Below are 17,302 nucleotides of genomic sequence, written 5' to 3'. Positions count from 1 at the left end.
GAAAAGGAGAGAGACAAATGAGTGAACAGAGAAAAGCAACGGATACTCTTTTGGTGAATTCTTTTATTGATGGGGTACTGGATCCTGCGAAAGAGATGCTTGGACCGGTCAAGGACGGGGGACATATTATTGCGAATACGGCGCCTGGCTGCTGGGGGCCGATGATTACTCCCTGCATTCGCGGGGGTCACGAAGTAACGAAACCTGTATTTGTTGAAGGAGCAGAGCCTGGTGATGCGATTGTGATTAAGATTCATTCCATTAATGTCACATCACTTGCGACTTCTTCCGGTAATGATGCTCCGGTTGAAGGACGGTTCCTCGGTGATCCTTTTGTTGCGGTGAAATGTCCGGAGTGCGGCACGATGTATCCTGATACGATAATCGAAGGAATCGGTCAGGAAGCCATCCGCTGTGCAAACTGTCATGCTGACGTGACGCCTTTTGTATTTACGAATGGCTATACAATCAGTTTCAGCGAGCACGGTGATGTTGGTGTAACGGTCAGTAAAGAAGCCGCGGAAACCATTGCACGTGATGGAAAAGCATATATGAAAACGCCGGAGAACTCAATCCAGAATCCGATTGTTACCTTTGCTCCTCATGATCTCGTTGGTGTGGTGGCAAGAATGCGCCCATTTTTAGGACAGCTTGGCACAACGCCATCCCGACCGATCCCTGACTCTCATAATGCCGGAGACTTTGGATCGTTCCTCGTTGGTGCGCCGCATGATTATGTGGTCACGCAGGACGAGCTTGATGAACACCGCACAGACGGCCACATGGATATCAGCCGTGTCAGAGCTGGTGCGACCATTATCTGTCCGGTTAAAGTGCCTGGTGGCGGGGTCTACCTTGGCGATATGCACGCGATGCAGGGTGACGGAGAAATCGCAGGTCATACAGCTGACGTGGCAGGAATCGTTCATCTTCAAGTTCACGTCATCAAAAAAGCCAATCTTGCAGGTCCGGTCCTTTTGCCCAATGAAGAAGATCTGCCATACACAGCGAAGCCATTTACAAAAGAAGAACTTGCATCCGCAAAAGCACTGGCAGCTCAATGGAACATCGAACAGCTTGAACAATCACTGCCAGTGTCTATTATCGGCACAGGCTCTAACCTTAACCTTGCAACTGACAACGGACTGCAGCGCGCCGCCGACCTCTTCGGCGTCACCGTCCCTGAAATCATGAACCGCACCACCATCACCGGCTCCATCGAAATCGGCCGTCATCCGGGAGTCGTTACGATTACCTTTCTTGCTCCAGAGCATTATTTGGAGAAGGCAGGGTTGTTGCATGAGGTGAGGAGGCAGTATAAGAAATACTGAATGTTATATAAAGGATTCTAGCAAAAAACAGAACCGGATAACCGGTTCTGTTTTTCTTAGAGTTTAATATACTTTGTTACGCCTTTTTGTAGTTTTACGTAATAACGACCGCTAATGAAAACTTTATCTTCGTCTAACTTATCGGTATGGAAACCTTCTCCAAACTTTAGTTCTCTTGCTACGGTTCCGTCTAAGTTATAAAGAGTTGTAGGTGCTTTAATTTGAATAATACCTAATACAAACTTAGTTGTTGGTGATTTTTTGATATAGTAACCGCCACCTACTTGATACTTTGTATCATCATAAGAATAAACCTTCACCGAAGTACCTTTTGGAAGAGTTTTATGGACTTTACCGTCTGGTGCATACATTACATTATCCGCACCTAATAACGCATGACCCACGTGAATCGCTACACCTTGTTGATGTTCTACATAATATCCACCGCCTACAGAGTATTTGTTACCTTTCACTCCGTATACTCGATAAACAGTTCCCTTGTAAAGCGGTTTTTCTACTGTAAAACTTCCGTCTGCATTAAGTTTTAGTAAGTTTACAGTTTGGCGGATATTAATTCCTGCTACAGCTTGACCATGATTAGCAGGTAATTGTACATTTGGAATCTTAATATCTTCTACAGTAGGTCTTTTACCTGTTTCTAAGAATTTTGTTAATTCATCTTTGTTCATATCCATTAAATTTTGATTAGGGTAAAAAGTAGCTGTATAGTTGTAATATTTTTCCATACCATGTCCGCTAATACCCATTAAGTAATAGCTATTATTAGATGTAGGTACGTCAATATAAGTCGTAAATCTCATTTTGAAATTTTCTTTGGAATCTCTGTTAAGTCCATCATTTCGGAAAGACATGTAACGTGGAGCGAATTGATCTCTTCCGTCAAATCCGAAACCTTCTTTATATAACATCATTGTAATAACTTCTGCTCTCCTTGTATCTTCCCATTGATCTAATGGTAATTGATTCCTAGTGTACTCGATAATCATTGTTCCGGGACTTTTTGTTTTTGTTTTGAATTCCACGCTTGCTCTAGCGTTCGGGTAGTAATTAATTCCATCATAATATGTTCCTTTGACGAATTGATAATCTACAACTTCCTTCGTTACCGCTTGTTCAGCTTGAACGGTGTTTTCACTGAATAAACCTTCTCCGACTAAAGTTCCTGTAAGTAGAAATGTTGCTAACGCTACGCTTTTTAGTTTCATCTTGGCATCCCCTTAGTATAGTATGATTTGTTTTGAATATGTCAGAACTTAATTGTTTGTCACATCCTCAATCTCATCATCCAAGACATCTATCACTTCAATCGTATAATCTCCATATTTATCTACTACGATATATTCTTTGACTCTATCGTAACGCCAAATTTCATCAACATGGTTATAGAAGTCAAATGTTTCGTTTGTGGTGACTTTGAATTTGTTCGCTTCAAGTGCTTCTACTTTTTCAACAGAGTGGTCTAAGAAGTCAAAGTGGAAGTAGGTGTCGTCAAAGCTTGCAAGGTATTCACGGTATTCGTCTTCGATTGCGCTGCCTGATTTGAAGTAGGTAGAAATATATGAATAGTCCTCATAGTTCAGCGCGTATTCATAGGAGTCCCGGAAATCACGGATGAAGCCGGCCACTTCTGTTTTTTGTTCTTCTGTTACCGCTGCAATGGCTTCGAGCTTTCTTTTTTCAGCCTCTTCTTCCAGTTCGGCTTTTTCTTCTGCTACAAGCTGGTCCTGAATATGACTAAACTTAAGATGTACAGGTTGATCATTTTCAATCGTTACTTTCTCTGATTCAACTGATTCACCTTTGTCATTTTTAGTCATCGCTGATAAAACCATGGATTGATCGTAAGCAATTGGCCCGAAAGATGCTAATTCACTCACCTTTTTACCACTGGCTTCACCATTAATATAAAGCTCTGCCTCTTTTACATCAGACGTCAGTTCAATCATGCCCGCCGTAACAGGAAGTTCGAGTTCAAAGCGATTTTCACCGTCTCCATTTACGAACAGGTCACCATCTCCTGTTATATCTCCAAATTCATTTGTGAGTACAGATGTCCATGAATAGCTGCCAGGCAAATACGTTCCTGCCGATACCCACTCATCCTGCTTCAGTGAATAGTCAATTTCATTTACAGTAAATTGAGCATCGAGCGAACTCAAAATGAATACTTCTGTCGGATGCAGCTTAAAATTCACTTCTTCATAGATCGGCAGTCCCCATAGTCCTTCGCCTGAAACAAGGGCAAGAATCTTGTTGCCTTCACTGTCAGTTAGCGGATCAGCAAAGCCGTTTGTTTCAAGAGATTCTATCTCATTTGAAAGCTGATCACGTATGATGGACCAGTCCTGCTGATTAATGTAATTATAAAAATGGTCAGCATTCATATGTTCGATGCCTTCTGTTTCAAAATGAGCTAAAAAAGCTTCGGGATTGCGGTTCTGAAAATCACGGTCCATTTCTTTTAACTTTTTATTCAGGTCGATCTGATTACTGATGACATAATTCGCCCCTATACCGCTTGCTGCAAGCAGCACAAAAATACCCGCAACAGAAATCAACAGCTTGTTGCGAAAAGGCTTTTTCGTTTTCAACTGCGGTGACGGTTTTGTATCAGTTTTAAATTCCTTAAGCGTCTGTCCACAATTTTGACAGAACTTCTCCCCTTGATTTGCTTTATGCCCGCATGATGAACAAGTCATCCTACCCCTCCTATTTATGAATAAAGTAATGATTCTTATGTACTAATTAGCTACCAACAGATTATATTTTTTCCATTCAAATGTCAATGTTTTTCAATCAATAAAAAAAGAAGAATAAATAGATACATTCATTCTCCTTTAAACATTCTATAATTCATTCGTTTCGATCAATTTCCATGCTTTTAACTCACCGTTTTCCAGTACTAGTTCTGTTACCGTTCTGAAGGTCATTTCGTCATCTCCGTCTTCACGGTGGATGATAAATGATTCAAGCGTTGTGGCTGTAATTGTATTCCCGTTCTGTTCAAATGATTCAACCACGGCTCCCTTAAAAGTTTCCGTAATATTTTTCGAGTCTAGGTAGTCTATATAGTCTGTCTGAATGTCTTTCAATTCTGATCCATCTGCAATCAAACCCGCCACCAGACTGTAATCAACTGCATTGATCGCTTCAACCGATTTTCTGCTGTAATTCTCCATAAATCCTGCAACTTGCTCTTGTGTCACTAATGCCCCGGTAACTTCTTCAGATGAAACCGTACTTCCTGTTGAGGTAAAAGTCGTAACAGCAGGCTTCATAACATCTTCATACGTGTAAGCGTCTGTTGCATAAAAATAACACTCATTTACTTTCCAGGATTGATCTGCCTCGTTAAATAACAGATGCAAATCACACGAACTTCCACCGAATTCAAAGTCAATCGATTCAGCTGACATTGTAAATAATAAAGGGATACTGTATCCATACTGATCACCTTCTTTGATAGGCTGTGCACCACTGAAATCAAACCCTAATTCTTTTAATTCGATCGACCCTTCAAAGTCATGATCAGCATAATAATCCATTTCATCCAGCCACTCATTGGTGACCGTTGTAACAGCTGTTTCACCACCTGAAACATAGTGATTCAGGTACTCTTCTGCATACAAAGCTGTCTGATCGATGAGAGATTTCTTCAGTTCCTCAGTCGGTTCCGGCGGTGAAATTTCCATGTATGTATCAGTTACGTTAATCTCTTCACTCATCTGTGTTCCCCAAGGATAAAGGTATTCAATCTGTACAACTGATTTTCCATCTAACGTTAAAGGCCCAATTTCTTCTGAATAACCATAATCGTCAATATCATATTTTTCTCCATTGAAAATAAGATCTGCTTTAACAGCTGAACTGTTAACTAATGAAAAAGAAGCGTATTCTCCACCTAAATCTACCGAAACAACGACAGGTTCACGAATCGAACCTTTCAAAACTTGCTCAATCGTACCAGAAAGCTTGACGGTTCCTTTTTCATAAGCTGAAGTAATTTCATATATACCAGGAAACAATGGACCGACTGAAAAACTCGCATCTTCCTGCTCCCGGAAAACACCTTTTATTTCTCCAACTGAGACTTCAGCACCCTTTGGCTGATCAACAACTTGGACAAACTGATTTTTCCCCATGATTTTATATTGCGGAAAGATGAAAAATTTTCGTTCATGTTTAACCGGCATAAACAAATCGTTGAATACATACCTCTCATCCGGCCTGCTCTTCAATTCCATCCTTAATTCTTCATCCTGTTCAATCAATCGAACAGCGGCTTTGGCCTCTGTTTCAGAAATGTCACTGCCATCTTCTCTGACACTATTACTTTGAACAGACTCCCAATCCTTTTCGTGAAGCCCGGTTAAGAAGCGATCCGCTACATTTTCAGCCGAATAATAAGAGCTGACACCAAGGTAACCTCCAACAAGCAGAACAACCCCTGCAATAAGTCCAATAAGTCCGATATTCAGTCCCTTTCTTTCCTTCCTGCCCCCTGATTCCTCCCGAAACGACTGGCCACAACTTCTGCAGAACGTCTCTCCTTTCTCATAAGAAGCACCACAATTCAAACAAAACATAAAATACATCCTTTCTCATAAAAACAATGATGAATCTATATTATCATTAAAGTGGTTATTAAAGGGAATTTTTTCAGTCGGACGGAGAGAGCGTTCCTTTTGAGAGAAGGAGGGACAGAGCATAAAGAAAAGAACGCCCGATCCGTCCCCTCAAATTTCAGGTTGACAATTGAACCATTTATTTCTAGTATAAACAGGTAATAGTACATATTACACTAGACTTTTTACACAAAAAGGAGAGATAAGATGATTTGTTCGACATGTGGACATACTCAGGAAAATGGCAATTTTTGCGGTAAGTGCGGGGCTGATTTGAGGGTTCAATCTACAGAAGCAACTTCGACTGTTCATAAGGAAACAGCTGCGACCTATGAGCAGCCCGCAACTGCAGCGAGTGTAGCGCAACCAAATGAATATCTAGAAAAAGCAAAGAAAACATCTAAGGGGTATTTTGCCTACACAAAAAATTTCATTAAAAATCCATCAGTTATTTTCAAATCGGGTGCAGCCGAATTTACAAATGGACTCATTTCGTTAATTTTATTTACTGTATTATTTGCATTTACGATTTATTTCTTCGTTCAAAGCATTGCCCGTTCGATGTTTGGTGGCATGGGAGATTTGTTTATGAATGAATATGCCGGACCGTCATTTTTCACGATCTTCAGTCAATCATTTTTGTATACAGCCATTTATATTGCTTTAATTGCTGCATCTCTTTTTGTGGTTACAAAACTGTTCGGCACGGATTATTCATTTAAACAAATCATTGCCGCCTATGGTGTGCATATGATTCCTAGCCTGATTTTGATTGTTCTATCTATGCTTCTTATCATCATGGATGCCTATACTTATGGTGTGTTTTTCATTGTACTATCTGTTCTCTTTGCCATTATTTTCGTACCAGTTTATATCGTTAGCTCTATGCTTACGAGAAAAACAAAATCAATCGATCCATTTTATGGCTATATCAGCTACCTTGTTCTGTTCGCGATTATTACATCTGTCTACACAGGTCTGCTTGCTGATTCCGCGATGGGGAACCTGATTGATGAGATTGGGTATTATTTATAATGATCAAAGTATAAAGGACCTTTCGTTTTGAAAGGTCCTTTTACTTTTTAATCTGTTATCTCATGATTAACACCAACGTTTAGAAACTTCACTTCTCCATTTTCGTCTTTGAACTCAACATAATATTTCACATCATCAAAAGTAAAGTTGGCATAATGAATGTATCCAACCATATCAGTTTCGACAGATGTAATCGTGATGTCCTGATTGATCGCTCCTTCAAGATCTTCGATCGTCAACCCGTCATTGTGAAGCAGGATATTAGCGATGATCTCATTATCATTTCTGAAGAGCAGCGTAAATTCATCATATTTAACAGACGGACTTCCTGTCACATATCCACGTTTTCCTTCACCTGCTTTTTCGATAGCTGTACTTAACGTATCACCTCTTAAAATACCGGATTCAAAGTATTCCGGGAACAAACTCATAAATTTTTCATTCTGTGTAACTGGCACGCCTGAATATAGAGAAATGTTTCTGTGTCTGTGTTGCAGTTCATCCCCTACAAGCAGATATTCGTTATTAAATGCAGGATCAAACTCAGAAATGATTGATAAAAGATTGTCATTGATGTTGTATTCCACTCCGCCAGCATGGTCAATTGCTTCACTGCGGAAAGCCTCAATTACCTCAAATCCATTATCACGTTCAGAAAATCTCAAAAGTCTCAAAGTATCTGATCCTTCTGCGCGCTCATCATTAGAAACAGTTGTAACTGCCGCCATTTGACCAACTGTTTCATTTTCCATGATGTCGGTAAATGCTACAGCTTGTGCATCATCAGAGTAAACCGTTTCCCACTCATTAGATTCAAGATTTAACGCTCCAACGATCAAGTGAGTTGACGTTCCAATCACGAGCTCATCCTGCCCATCGAGATTAAAGTCTACTGTTTCTTCAAAAACTACCTCTGCTTCTCCTGTCCATTCTTCATACCATTTATGATTTACCTGTTCTGTGTTAGACAGTTCTTGATTTTTCTGATCCTGTTCTGCTTTTGCAGAACTCTCATTATTCAATTGTTCAGCAACTTCTTCTTTACCAGCTGCTTCTACAACATTTTTCTGATCCTGATTTGAACTTTCCTCTGAACAAGCTGCAAGTAGCAGAGCAGTTGCTAAAAATAAACCGTACTTTTTCATAATAATTAATTCCTCCTGTGATTTACACGCTGATGATAAATTCTAAAAATATACTTAAATATAAATAATTGCTATTAAGACGTCTCGGTAATATAGACGTAACATATTTGTAATAGTTACAGTTTTTTTAAAAAAATAAAAAAAACAGCTCATTTTTATAAATGAGCTGGATACCAAAGCCTGTATCAAGATGTGCGTCATTGCCTTTTATCATCAAATCCATTCAGACTCGAGACGAATTACATGATTTCTAATAGTATTTTATCCATTTCTTTTTTACGTGAATATTCATTCATGTTATAAATAGTTGTCCAGTATAGGGCTACCTGAGCAGTACTCCAAAGCTTGTTATTCTTCAAAAGTTGTGCAACCTTTTTTGGATCAAGGTCAACGGCTTCAATTTTTTTAAGTTCATTCATTCCGTGTATACCTGAAGATTTTTGTCTTAGTACTTCGTCATAGGTCAGATTAATATGCGCGGTACCGATTACATTCCACTGATAATATTCCAGGTCCAGTCCATATCCAAGTAAAGTAATCTCATCTTTTTGAACATCCAGCCCCAACTCTTCATACAAACCCCTTTTAGCAGCGCTATAAAGATCAATTGATTTCTTTTGACGATTATTCGGATCATAAGTATAGTCTTTATCAGGATCAATTGCCTCCACGACACTGACATCCATTTCATGGGGGCGAATACCCGTATCTTTGCGGTGACTTATTACTATTTTCTCATCAGATGTGACGACAGTAAGAACAATACCCACACCTTGAGAAAGAAACGGAGATGGTTCCTGATAATCTTTAATAGTATCTATGTACTTTTGACGAATTGTTGTTCCGTCACTCGCAATTGGCTGATCAAGACTTGCCACAGTCGCCTGATAGGAATAATAATCTGATTTTTTAAAGTGAAGGATCGGAAATCCTCTTTCTATAAAATCAACATTTGAATGAACGGCATTTACTAATGTAACCTGATGAGTATTGTACAAATGTTTTAATCCTTCATCTTGTTTTGCTATTTCAGTTTGTTCTATTCTGGTTCTTATTTGATTTAATTCATCAGGTAATTCAACAAATGAATCATCATAAAAAGTCCTTACCGATTCTGGTTCATAAGCAACTTGACCAGTACCACCGCCAATGACAAAATTCGTCTCAGTTTTTCCGAGAAACAGGGTGCCTCGATCATCTATCACAGGTTGATTTTGATTAGAAATCTCTTTTATCTTTCTTTGGACATTTTTCGCGAAACGTTTTTTGACTCCCTGATAAGCATCTCCGAAAAATTGTGTCAGCAACCAGTTGACTGCCTTAAAAAAGTATTTAAGTAATGTTTCCAACGATATTCCACCTATTCTGTTTTCTAATACGATGTAACTATAGAAATTTTTTATAATTCAATAGTTATATTGTAACAGAACATAGGTTGAGTAAATAGTTGATCTGACAATATAGAAGCAATTTTCACATGATTTACAGCCCAAAAGAAATCACCATCAAGTAAACACCTGCTAATGTGGTCATCACCAAAAAATAAACACCATTATACTTATAGGCTACCGTCATTCCGCTCCGCTCCACACTTGTACTGACGATAATATTCAGTGCATTTAATGGCGATAGCGCAGATGCGACCATCCAGGTAAAGACGCAGATGAAAGCAAAGAGTAGCGGATCAACATCTGACCCTGTTGATAGGAAAGCGGTGATGAGCAGTGGAACGGTAATGACCTGATGGATTCCTAAAAATGCACAGATAGAAACACAAAGGACGAAGAATAAGAAAAGTACAATTAAAGAGAATTCTGATGCTACAATCATGGCATCTTCCAAAAGTGTTCTCACTCCTGTTCCAGCCACCGCGTTCCCAAACACGCCCGCACTCAAAAACAGACAAATTTCATTTTTCGACTGATGTTGGAGACGGTTTTGAAATGTCATCATCTCTTCTTTAAAAATGTCCTTCGTGGCTCTGAACAAAAACCAGATTCCCGGCACAATCAGACTGATCAGACTGACAAGCAACAGCATTGATTCATCAAGAAACTGTTCTGAAATCAGTAGAATCCCGACAATCGCCAGAACGAATACCAGAATTTTTATTAAATCAAGACGTTCTTTTCGACTGAATGCCGTCATTGAATCATCCTTTTGAAACTTGCCTTCTGCCCGGAATACAAGCAGACCGACTACTAGCTGAAGGAATGCAAAAGTAACAGCCAGCGGCATAAATGATAAATACTGCAGGTCAAGATAAAACAGAACAATTCCGACAGGAGCGAGAAATGGCGACCAGATCATAGCCGGAGTCAAGCCGACAAAATACGACCGTGACAATACCTGGGGCGAAGCCTTTAAATGAGCAATCAATCCATTAACGATCCGGATCGCACCCATATTTAGAACAGGCGAAACGACCGCGGTCATTGAAGAGATTCCGTAAAATAAATATCTTGGATGATCCTTATATTGTTCAAGATGCGAAATTGCCCCTTCAAGCAGTCCTTCCCGGCGCAGCGGCACAGACAACAGTGGCGCTAATAGTAAAAGAGCCAGTAGCGGAACATTTTGCGTCAGACCTTCGATGATGAAAACACCAGTAATCATATGAATAATAACCCCTGAAACAAGCAGGATCATGGTAAAAATTTTGGTGAGACCGGTTAAGCGGCTCCACATCAAAATAAAGACACCTGCTGTCAAAATGAGATAGATGTTCTCTATGAAAGCAATAGTTACGAATTCGTTAATTATATAGAAGAAACACATTAAAACAATCAGGATAAATGCGAGCATGACCTTCCCTGCTTTCTATGTACACTTTCTGCCAATTAGTATAACATGTCAGAGCTGAACTGGCTGATTGTGTCCCGACTGCGAGCGGGACACAATGGTTTAAAAATGATCGGCTTAGCTCCAATTATTCTCTCAACCTTTTCAACGCCCCTCCCTTCCATTTCTTCACCGCTGAAATACTAACCTGATGAAGCTCCGCTATTTCTGTAACTGTCAACTCATCAATAAAGGTATGCCAGAACCACTTTTTCTGATGCTCAGTCAACAGCTCAGCGTAAGGCAGGAGCATGTCAATCTCAAGCAGCCGGTCATGAATGGCTTCAAGGTTCATCTGCCAGTATTCATCAGATTTGACCGTCTCCCGTTCAGCGATCTTGTTTTCTTTTCGCATCAAATCAAGCATATGTCCACGGATCAGCTGGTAGGCAAATGGCGCAAACTCACCGTTTTCCGGCGTGTATCGCTGGGTCGCTTTCCAAAGCGCAATTCTCCCCTCCTGCTCATATAAATCCCGATCCCGTCTAATATTAAGCTTCCTCATCATATGAAAAATCATCGGCTGAAACTGTTCATACCGCTCTTCAAATGTCATCCTGATCTCCGATTGGAGACGCGCGTCCACCTTGTATTCTCGAGTGACCTCAGTATAAGTAAGACGATCGGGAAACTCGAATGAACAAGTAATACAAATAGCCAGTGTTTAAATGGGGTTCAGGACGTTTCCATTAAAAAGATGAAAGCTTCAAACTAAACAACGTAAATTTACCTTTCTTTCTACTTTTTGAAAATAATCCTATTTAAGCTGTAACTATTTCATTTATGTTACGTCTATTACAACGAATCGATTCTAACGTAATAAAAATCAAACAACTTTTGGAGGAAATCATCATGAAAAAACAATTTATCTTATTCGGTGCTATGGCACTTTTACTAGCTGCTTGCAGTGACAATGAACAGGCCGTTACAGAAAAAGGAGTTAAATCAGAAAAAATCGAGGTTACTGAAGAAGTAGATGCTGAGGTATCTGATCAGTTTGACTCTGTCGAATTAAGTGATAATCAGGAAAATACGGATTCAGAAAATATAGATGACAGCGAAAGTACAGATTCTGAAATAGCCGAATCTTCAGTGGAAGAAAAAGAATCACAGGAGAACAGTAGCGATTTGACATTGGAAGACTTTACGGTTGAGGGAATTCATCCTGAAATGGAAATTGATGAAGCTTTATCTATTCTTGGAGATGATTATGCTGTTGGTGGGAATCCCGATAAACAAAACTATGCTTACAAAACAGTTATACTTGGTAATCAAGTCGATACCGATTATTTCAATATCAATTTTTATCCTGGAACAGATCTGAAAACGGCAAGAGGAATCGGCTTCGGCAATACGAAAGAAGAAGTTTTAGCAGCCTATGGAGAGCCTGTTGCCGAATATGCGATGCCGAATCCAATCTATACATATATTGGATACGTGTCCGATTCAGGTATGACGCTTACAATCGGATTTGACGAAAATCAGAAAGTCAGAGACGTTAGCTTCTATTCAGCGGATCAAAGGTTTGAGTTCCCACAGTCATAATTCAACAAGTTAAACCCGGCTCAGATATATGAGCCGGGTTTTTAAATTGTGGCGATTAATTAGCTTGGCGAATGATTCAGAATATAAGTCCCCATGAATCATTTTAATACCTAAATATGTATACAAAACAAATCTTTTATACTATTATAAAATAACAACCTAAGAGTTCCCTTTACATGAAAAATTTATGATAGGAGTAGATTGCATGAAATTAATTAGGTCAATACTTGTTTTAGCTTTACTTTCAGTGTTTTTCACTGTACAGGTGAGTGGAGCAGAGGTTTGTGAAAAGTATAAAGGTGTTAAGAAGGTATGGTGGGATGGAGTAGAGTTAAAGGGTGGTCAAATCGGAAGACTATCAATCCTAAATGATACTCCTTTGTTTAAATTAGAGGGAGACAAAAAAGTATTTTCAAGAACACTAAAAGCCGGAGAAGGATATAGAATTTACGCTTTTAAACCTGGTATGTTAAGTGTTGGCGGTGGTTTCTTTGTTGATCGTGATAAGAAAGTAAAATATGAAACACCAAGTAAGTCAAAACTAACCGCAGCGCTATGTGTACATAATCCTCACCTGCTTGAGCCGATAACAAAACCTTCACCCGAATCTAAAGATCCTACTGAAGAAAATTCTGAAATACCATTAAAAGAATTTGATAAAAATGAAGAAATTGATGCAACAAATATGTTGATCAATTTTAGCATCTTATATAAGAAACAATGGTTTATCTTCGATAATGATAGTGGTCTTTTCAGAATTTTAGATACTTCTCTGAACATGGGTTACATCAGTACGCCTAATAATATTTCACGTAATGAAAACTTTATCTACAGCGCGTCTCTTAATAAAGCACCTGAACAACGATATGATCTGTTTATTCATTCAATCAACGAACCTTCACCTGCAAAAATTATTAGTCACATTGATTATTTTGCGGTAAACAAAAATAATTTGTTTACTGTTGAAAAAGAGGCTGACCCAGAGAAATCTTATGTTTTCTCTCTCTATCAATTCAATCTTGATGGAACTAATAAAAAGCTTTTGAAAGAAGATCTATCCATACACGGAGGTCGACCATTAGAAGTAAAAGCAAATGATCAGTACTTTTACTACAGATCCGGAAATTCACTTAAACGTATTCAATTACAAACATTAGAAGAGACAGACATTCCAAATATAAACGTAAACGTCAACTCAGAAGTAAATTACCTCAATGAATATATCGTTGTAAAAGACTATAAAGGAGCCTTTATTAAATCTCCGATCAGTATTTATAATTATTCAGGTGAACGCTTGCATTTATTTAATTCAACTACATCTCCTTCTGTTATTTCAAAATATAATAATAAACTGTACTTTTATAACTATGGAGATGATTCTGTTTATAAGCTTAATTCGGATGGCAATGATATTATTTATAAGAAGCTTAATGCGTCAGAACAATTTTTAGGATTTAAAAATGGTTTTATTTATACAATCGAATATTTAATAAATGATGTAAAAATTTATAAATACCAGATGTAAAAAGTGAGACTCATTAGAGTCTCACTTTTTACCTTCTAGTTATAAACGATTTCATGGTGAAACTATTTAGCTTGGCGAATGATTCAAAATATACGTCCCCACCAACCACCATCACCCACTAATCAACAATCTGCACAATTCGGGCCCGGTGATTGTTTTGATCCCTGTGTCGTCTGCAAGGGATTGAGCGGCTGGGCTGAAAGTGTCTGCGAGGGTGATGGCACAGGCATTGGCTGGTGCGTATTCCAGCTTGGACTGCATGATTTGAGTTAATTGTCTGATAGCCTGTTCGTCTGTCTCGCCTCTATGTTTTTTGATTTGCACGAATAGGTATGAATCCCCGGTTTCAAATGGTGAGCCCTGATCTGATTTTTTCAGGAAAATGAGATCTGCATCGCCGCCTTTTCCGTCGTAACAATTCCGGTCCACACATTCATAGCCGTATTGCTCAATCAGGTTTTCACATACCTTTTCAAATGAGAGGTCACTTCTGCTGGCATCTAAATGATAGAGCTGGTCTTGAAGAGTTTTCAATAACAACGAGGTCTGATTTTCTAGATAATCGGTCATTGTTGATTTTTCAAATTGATGATCCGGATCTTGTCTTAAAATCCCTAGTAATTTATGTACAATGTCATCCATCTGCCTCATTTCAGTAATTGGCAGGCGCATCCCTGATAATTTACCGTACCATTTGACAAGCAGATAATGATAGATGCTGATCGTTCCGTTTAAGCCATAAGCTTCTTTAATCTTGATTCCATGGTTCAAATCTCGAACCTGACCAGGTTGCCATGTATAGTTATTTGGATAATTACCTTCAACAACTAATATTGACATACACCCATCTGATGGAAAATGAGGGACAATCAATATATCTCCCTGCACAAAAGTGCGGATCTTCTTTAAATTGTTCGGAATCCGTTTTGTCTTTAGATTATAGTAACTTTCAGTTTCAACTGAAAATTGTTTATCAGCCAGATCATTCTTTCCCCAGCCCTGATAAATTATGTTTTCGCTGATCAATTTTGTTTTTAAGAAATCTCTTTGTGTCCGGTCGATCCTGAAATTAAAAATCATTTAAATCCTCCAATCCAATAGCTCTTATTAAGAACAAATGTCTTCTTTTTTAAGGAAAACTCAACCGATCGTCAATATGTTATTTATAAATACATTTATTGCTATTCCAACTGCTTCTTATAATATCCGCATCGTTCAGAACAGACCCAGGCAGGAAATGAGTTTAATTCAATTTCTCCCTGATCCCCTTGCTCAATAATCTCCCATGCATCATCCACCAGTTCAGCCCCGCAAACAAGACACTCTTTTTCCATAAAACACCTCTCTAAAATACACAAATGACAAACTGTTTATTTATACATTAATTATAAACTTATTTTTCTAAATTTGTAAGTAATAAAGATCATTCACATAAGTATATTTAGTCTACCAAATGATTCAAAATATACGTCCCCATGAATCCCCACCAATCACTCCCCCTTAAAACTCACCTTCGTCAACGGCCCTTCTACCATTTGGTTGTGGGCGACTGAGATGTATAGGGTGCCTGCTGTTTTGCCTAGTTGGGCGATGGCGGCGGTCCCGGTTGTGCTGGTGGTTCTTGGGGCCATGACAATTAGTTTTTTGTTGGCGTCATAGACGCGAATGGTATCGTATTTTTTAAGGTTTTTTACGATGACATAGTCTGTTGTGTTGCGGTTGTTTTGAACCGTTACCTGGGCTGGTGCAATGGTTCCGGATGTTTGCAAGTTGGCGAATGCTGCTTCGCCAAGGATCAGCTGTTGTCCTTTATCATAAGATGTTGCGTCCATGAGCGCAGTGACTACTTTTAATGTGGAGGCACCTGCAGGGATTTTAAGGGTCAAAGGGATGATTCCGGATGTCCCTGATACACGTTGCGTATGCAATAACGTAGTATCCGCATAAATCGCTACAGACGTTTTTCCAAATTGTCTTGCAGCATGCAGACCATCTACTGAAAGATTGGCCATAAAAGCGTTTTTATTCACACCACTGATGTTATAGGTTACAGTATGATTATTTAAAATTGGTGAAACCGAACTTTCTCCAATAGCAACTCCGGATGCCAATAGTGTCTGATTACTGTAAATTAAGGGATCCATTTGACTAAATACATGATTAGACACCTTCGTTAAGCTATTCGTTGTAAATGGCTGGCGATTTAAAGCATGCTTTTCTGGAAAGTTTGCTAAATATCCTGCACTGTTCCGTTTAACGATCGGGTTTTGAAGAACGGTGTTAATCACTCCGTAAGTTCCATCGTCTTTTACAGAAACAATTCGAATGTTTTTAGTCGAAGCAGGAAGCTTAATGGAAATTTTTTCAGGTGCTGCCCCTAATTTAACTTGTCTTTCAAAAAGTAAAGTATCGTCAGCATAAATGGCTAACGCTTTTTTTCCAACTCTTTCATTTGTTTTTATAGGCTCAGCTGAAAGATATGCCTCGAACTCGTTTACATTCAAGCCACTGACAGGAAATACAGCTTCCATTCTAGCTTTAAAATGTTTGATGCTGTACGATTTTGTAGAAACAGGTGTCCCGCTTGCATTCATAAATCCTTCATCGTTAAATGGCATATGTTCATTGGATGCCAGGCTAGTCAGTGAATATACATTATCCGTTACTGGTAAGTAGGTTCCACTGTTCAGAAATGCCGGTTCCTCAAGAAGCACTGTCTTAAAACCATTTGCTCCCCGGCTATGAGAAACGTAAACAGATATCTTTTTAGTATCCCTCGGAATAGCAGTCTGAACCCGTTGAGTACCAGACGCCGGCACAAAGCGCTCTACCAAAAGGCGATCATCAGCATAAACCGAAAAAGTAGTTTTACCATAATCCGTACCGGCCGTATTTTGCGTAGAAGAAACCTTCATATTAAAAGTAGTAATCGCCTTACCCAAAACATTAAAGTGAATATGATTCAAACGGTCAAATGCTTCCACAGAGCTATAAAAACCTTTTACAACATTCTGACCATCCCCATTTATCAAAGGAACATTTCCACCATTCCAATCCTCTATATCAAAAACATTACTATTTCCACTCTGCTCCACATCAACTGCAGCTGCATAACCAGCAGAAGACAACAACACAAAAAACATAACCCCAAACACAAACCCCTGCACTACCTTCGTCATCCTTCAATTACCCCTGTCTCTATTATCTAATTGATGGTTTTTCCACCAATTAATT

At 38.9% G+C, this 17,302-nt stretch carries 14 protein-coding genes; 4 read left to right on the top strand and 10 right to left on the bottom strand.

The features are described from left to right. The first annotated feature begins 17 nt into the window (after window positions 1-17). Complete coding sequence (locus tag E2491_RS10345) at window positions 18-1,331, top strand: acetamidase/formamidase family protein (protein ID WP_134375566.1); 1,314 nt, start codon at window positions 18-20, stop codon at window positions 1,329-1,331. A 56-nt stretch (window positions 1,332-1,387) separates the two neighbouring features. Here E2491_RS10345 and E2491_RS10340 read toward each other — a convergent pair whose 3' ends face one another. The 3 genes from E2491_RS10340 to E2491_RS10330 form a co-directional block, all read right to left on the bottom strand. After that, the gene (locus E2491_RS10340) at window positions 1,388-2,557 is read right to left on the bottom strand and encodes a hypothetical protein (RefSeq protein WP_134375565.1); all 1,170 of its coding nucleotides are present in this window, start codon (window positions 2,555-2,557) and stop codon (window positions 1,388-1,390) included. A gap of 48 nt (window positions 2,558-2,605) precedes the next feature. Next, window positions 2,606-4,051 carry a TcaA NTF2-like domain-containing protein gene (locus E2491_RS10335; protein WP_134375564.1) on the bottom strand — a complete coding sequence of 482 codons (1,446 nt, stop codon included), beginning with the start codon at window positions 4,049-4,051 and terminating at the stop codon, window positions 2,606-2,608. A 147-nt stretch (window positions 4,052-4,198) separates the two neighbouring features. Next, window positions 4,199-5,938: a TcaA NTF2-like domain-containing protein gene (locus tag E2491_RS10330; protein WP_134375563.1), complete on the bottom strand. Its 1,740-nt coding sequence runs from the start codon at window positions 5,936-5,938 to the stop codon at window positions 4,199-4,201. Window positions 5,939-6,184: 246 nt separating this feature from the next. On the opposite strand from E2491_RS10330, the gene E2491_RS10325 reads away from it, so the two are divergent. Continuing rightward, the gene (locus E2491_RS10325) at window positions 6,185-7,012 is read left to right on the top strand and encodes a Yip1 family protein (RefSeq protein WP_134375562.1); all 828 of its coding nucleotides are present in this window, start codon (window positions 6,185-6,187) and stop codon (window positions 7,010-7,012) included. Window positions 7,013-7,059: 47 nt separating this feature from the next. Here E2491_RS10325 and E2491_RS10320 read toward each other — a convergent pair whose 3' ends face one another. The 4 genes from E2491_RS10320 to E2491_RS10305 all read right to left on the bottom strand — a co-directional run bounded on the left by E2491_RS10320 (window position 7,060) and on the right by E2491_RS10305 (window position 11,554). Next, a complete protein-coding gene (locus tag E2491_RS10320) occupies window positions 7,060-8,157 on the bottom strand; it encodes a hypothetical protein (RefSeq protein ID WP_134375561.1) in 1,098 nt (365 codons plus the stop codon). Window positions 8,158-8,396: 239 nt separating this feature from the next. Then, a complete protein-coding gene (locus E2491_RS10315) occupies window positions 8,397-9,506 on the bottom strand; it encodes a hypothetical protein (RefSeq protein WP_134375560.1) in 1,110 nt (369 codons plus the stop codon). Window positions 9,507-9,639: 133 nt separating this feature from the next. Next, complete coding sequence (locus tag E2491_RS10310; protein WP_134375559.1) at window positions 9,640-10,962, bottom strand: hypothetical protein; 1,323 nt, start codon at window positions 10,960-10,962, stop codon at window positions 9,640-9,642. Window positions 10,963-11,086: 124 nt separating this feature from the next. Continuing rightward, the gene (locus tag E2491_RS10305) at window positions 11,087-11,554 is read right to left on the bottom strand and encodes a sigma-70 family RNA polymerase sigma factor (protein ID WP_134375558.1); all 468 of its coding nucleotides are present in this window, start codon (window positions 11,552-11,554) and stop codon (window positions 11,087-11,089) included. 296 nt (window positions 11,555-11,850) lie between these two features. Here E2491_RS10305 and E2491_RS10300 point away from each other — a divergent pair, with 296 nt between their 5' ends. Both E2491_RS10300 and E2491_RS17645 read left to right on the top strand, forming a co-directional pair. Beyond that, window positions 11,851-12,543 carry a hypothetical protein gene (locus E2491_RS10300; RefSeq protein ID WP_134375557.1) on the top strand — a complete coding sequence of 231 codons (693 nt, stop codon included), beginning with the start codon at window positions 11,851-11,853 and terminating at the stop codon, window positions 12,541-12,543. A gap of 205 nt (window positions 12,544-12,748) precedes the next feature. Next, complete coding sequence (locus E2491_RS17645) at window positions 12,749-14,068, top strand: hypothetical protein (RefSeq protein WP_244093933.1); 1,320 nt, start codon at window positions 12,749-12,751, stop codon at window positions 14,066-14,068. A 111-nt stretch (window positions 14,069-14,179) separates the two neighbouring features. On the opposite strand, the gene E2491_RS10290 is transcribed toward E2491_RS17645, so the two are convergent. From E2491_RS10290 to E2491_RS10285, 3 genes are all read right to left on the bottom strand, one after another. Next, window positions 14,180-15,148 (bottom strand): restriction endonuclease, encoded by a 969-nt coding sequence (locus E2491_RS10290; protein ID WP_134375556.1) that lies wholly within the window; start codon window positions 15,146-15,148, stop codon window positions 14,180-14,182. Window positions 15,149-15,249: 101 nt separating this feature from the next. Next, window positions 15,250-15,402, bottom strand: a complete 153-nt coding sequence (locus E2491_RS17480; RefSeq protein ID WP_166805847.1) for a hypothetical protein — start codon at window positions 15,400-15,402, stop codon at window positions 15,250-15,252. Window positions 15,403-15,558: 156 nt separating this feature from the next. After that, window positions 15,559-17,247 (bottom strand): hypothetical protein, encoded by a 1,689-nt coding sequence (locus E2491_RS10285; RefSeq protein WP_134375555.1) that lies wholly within the window; start codon window positions 17,245-17,247, stop codon window positions 15,559-15,561. Window positions 17,248-17,302: the final 55 nt, after the last annotated feature.

It is taken from the genome of Jeotgalibacillus sp. R-1-5s-1 (assembly GCF_004405105.1).
Classification (GTDB): domain Bacteria; phylum Bacillota; class Bacilli; order Bacillales; family Jeotgalibacillaceae; genus Jeotgalibacillus.
This window is presented reverse-complemented; position numbering and strand designations above follow the sequence as displayed.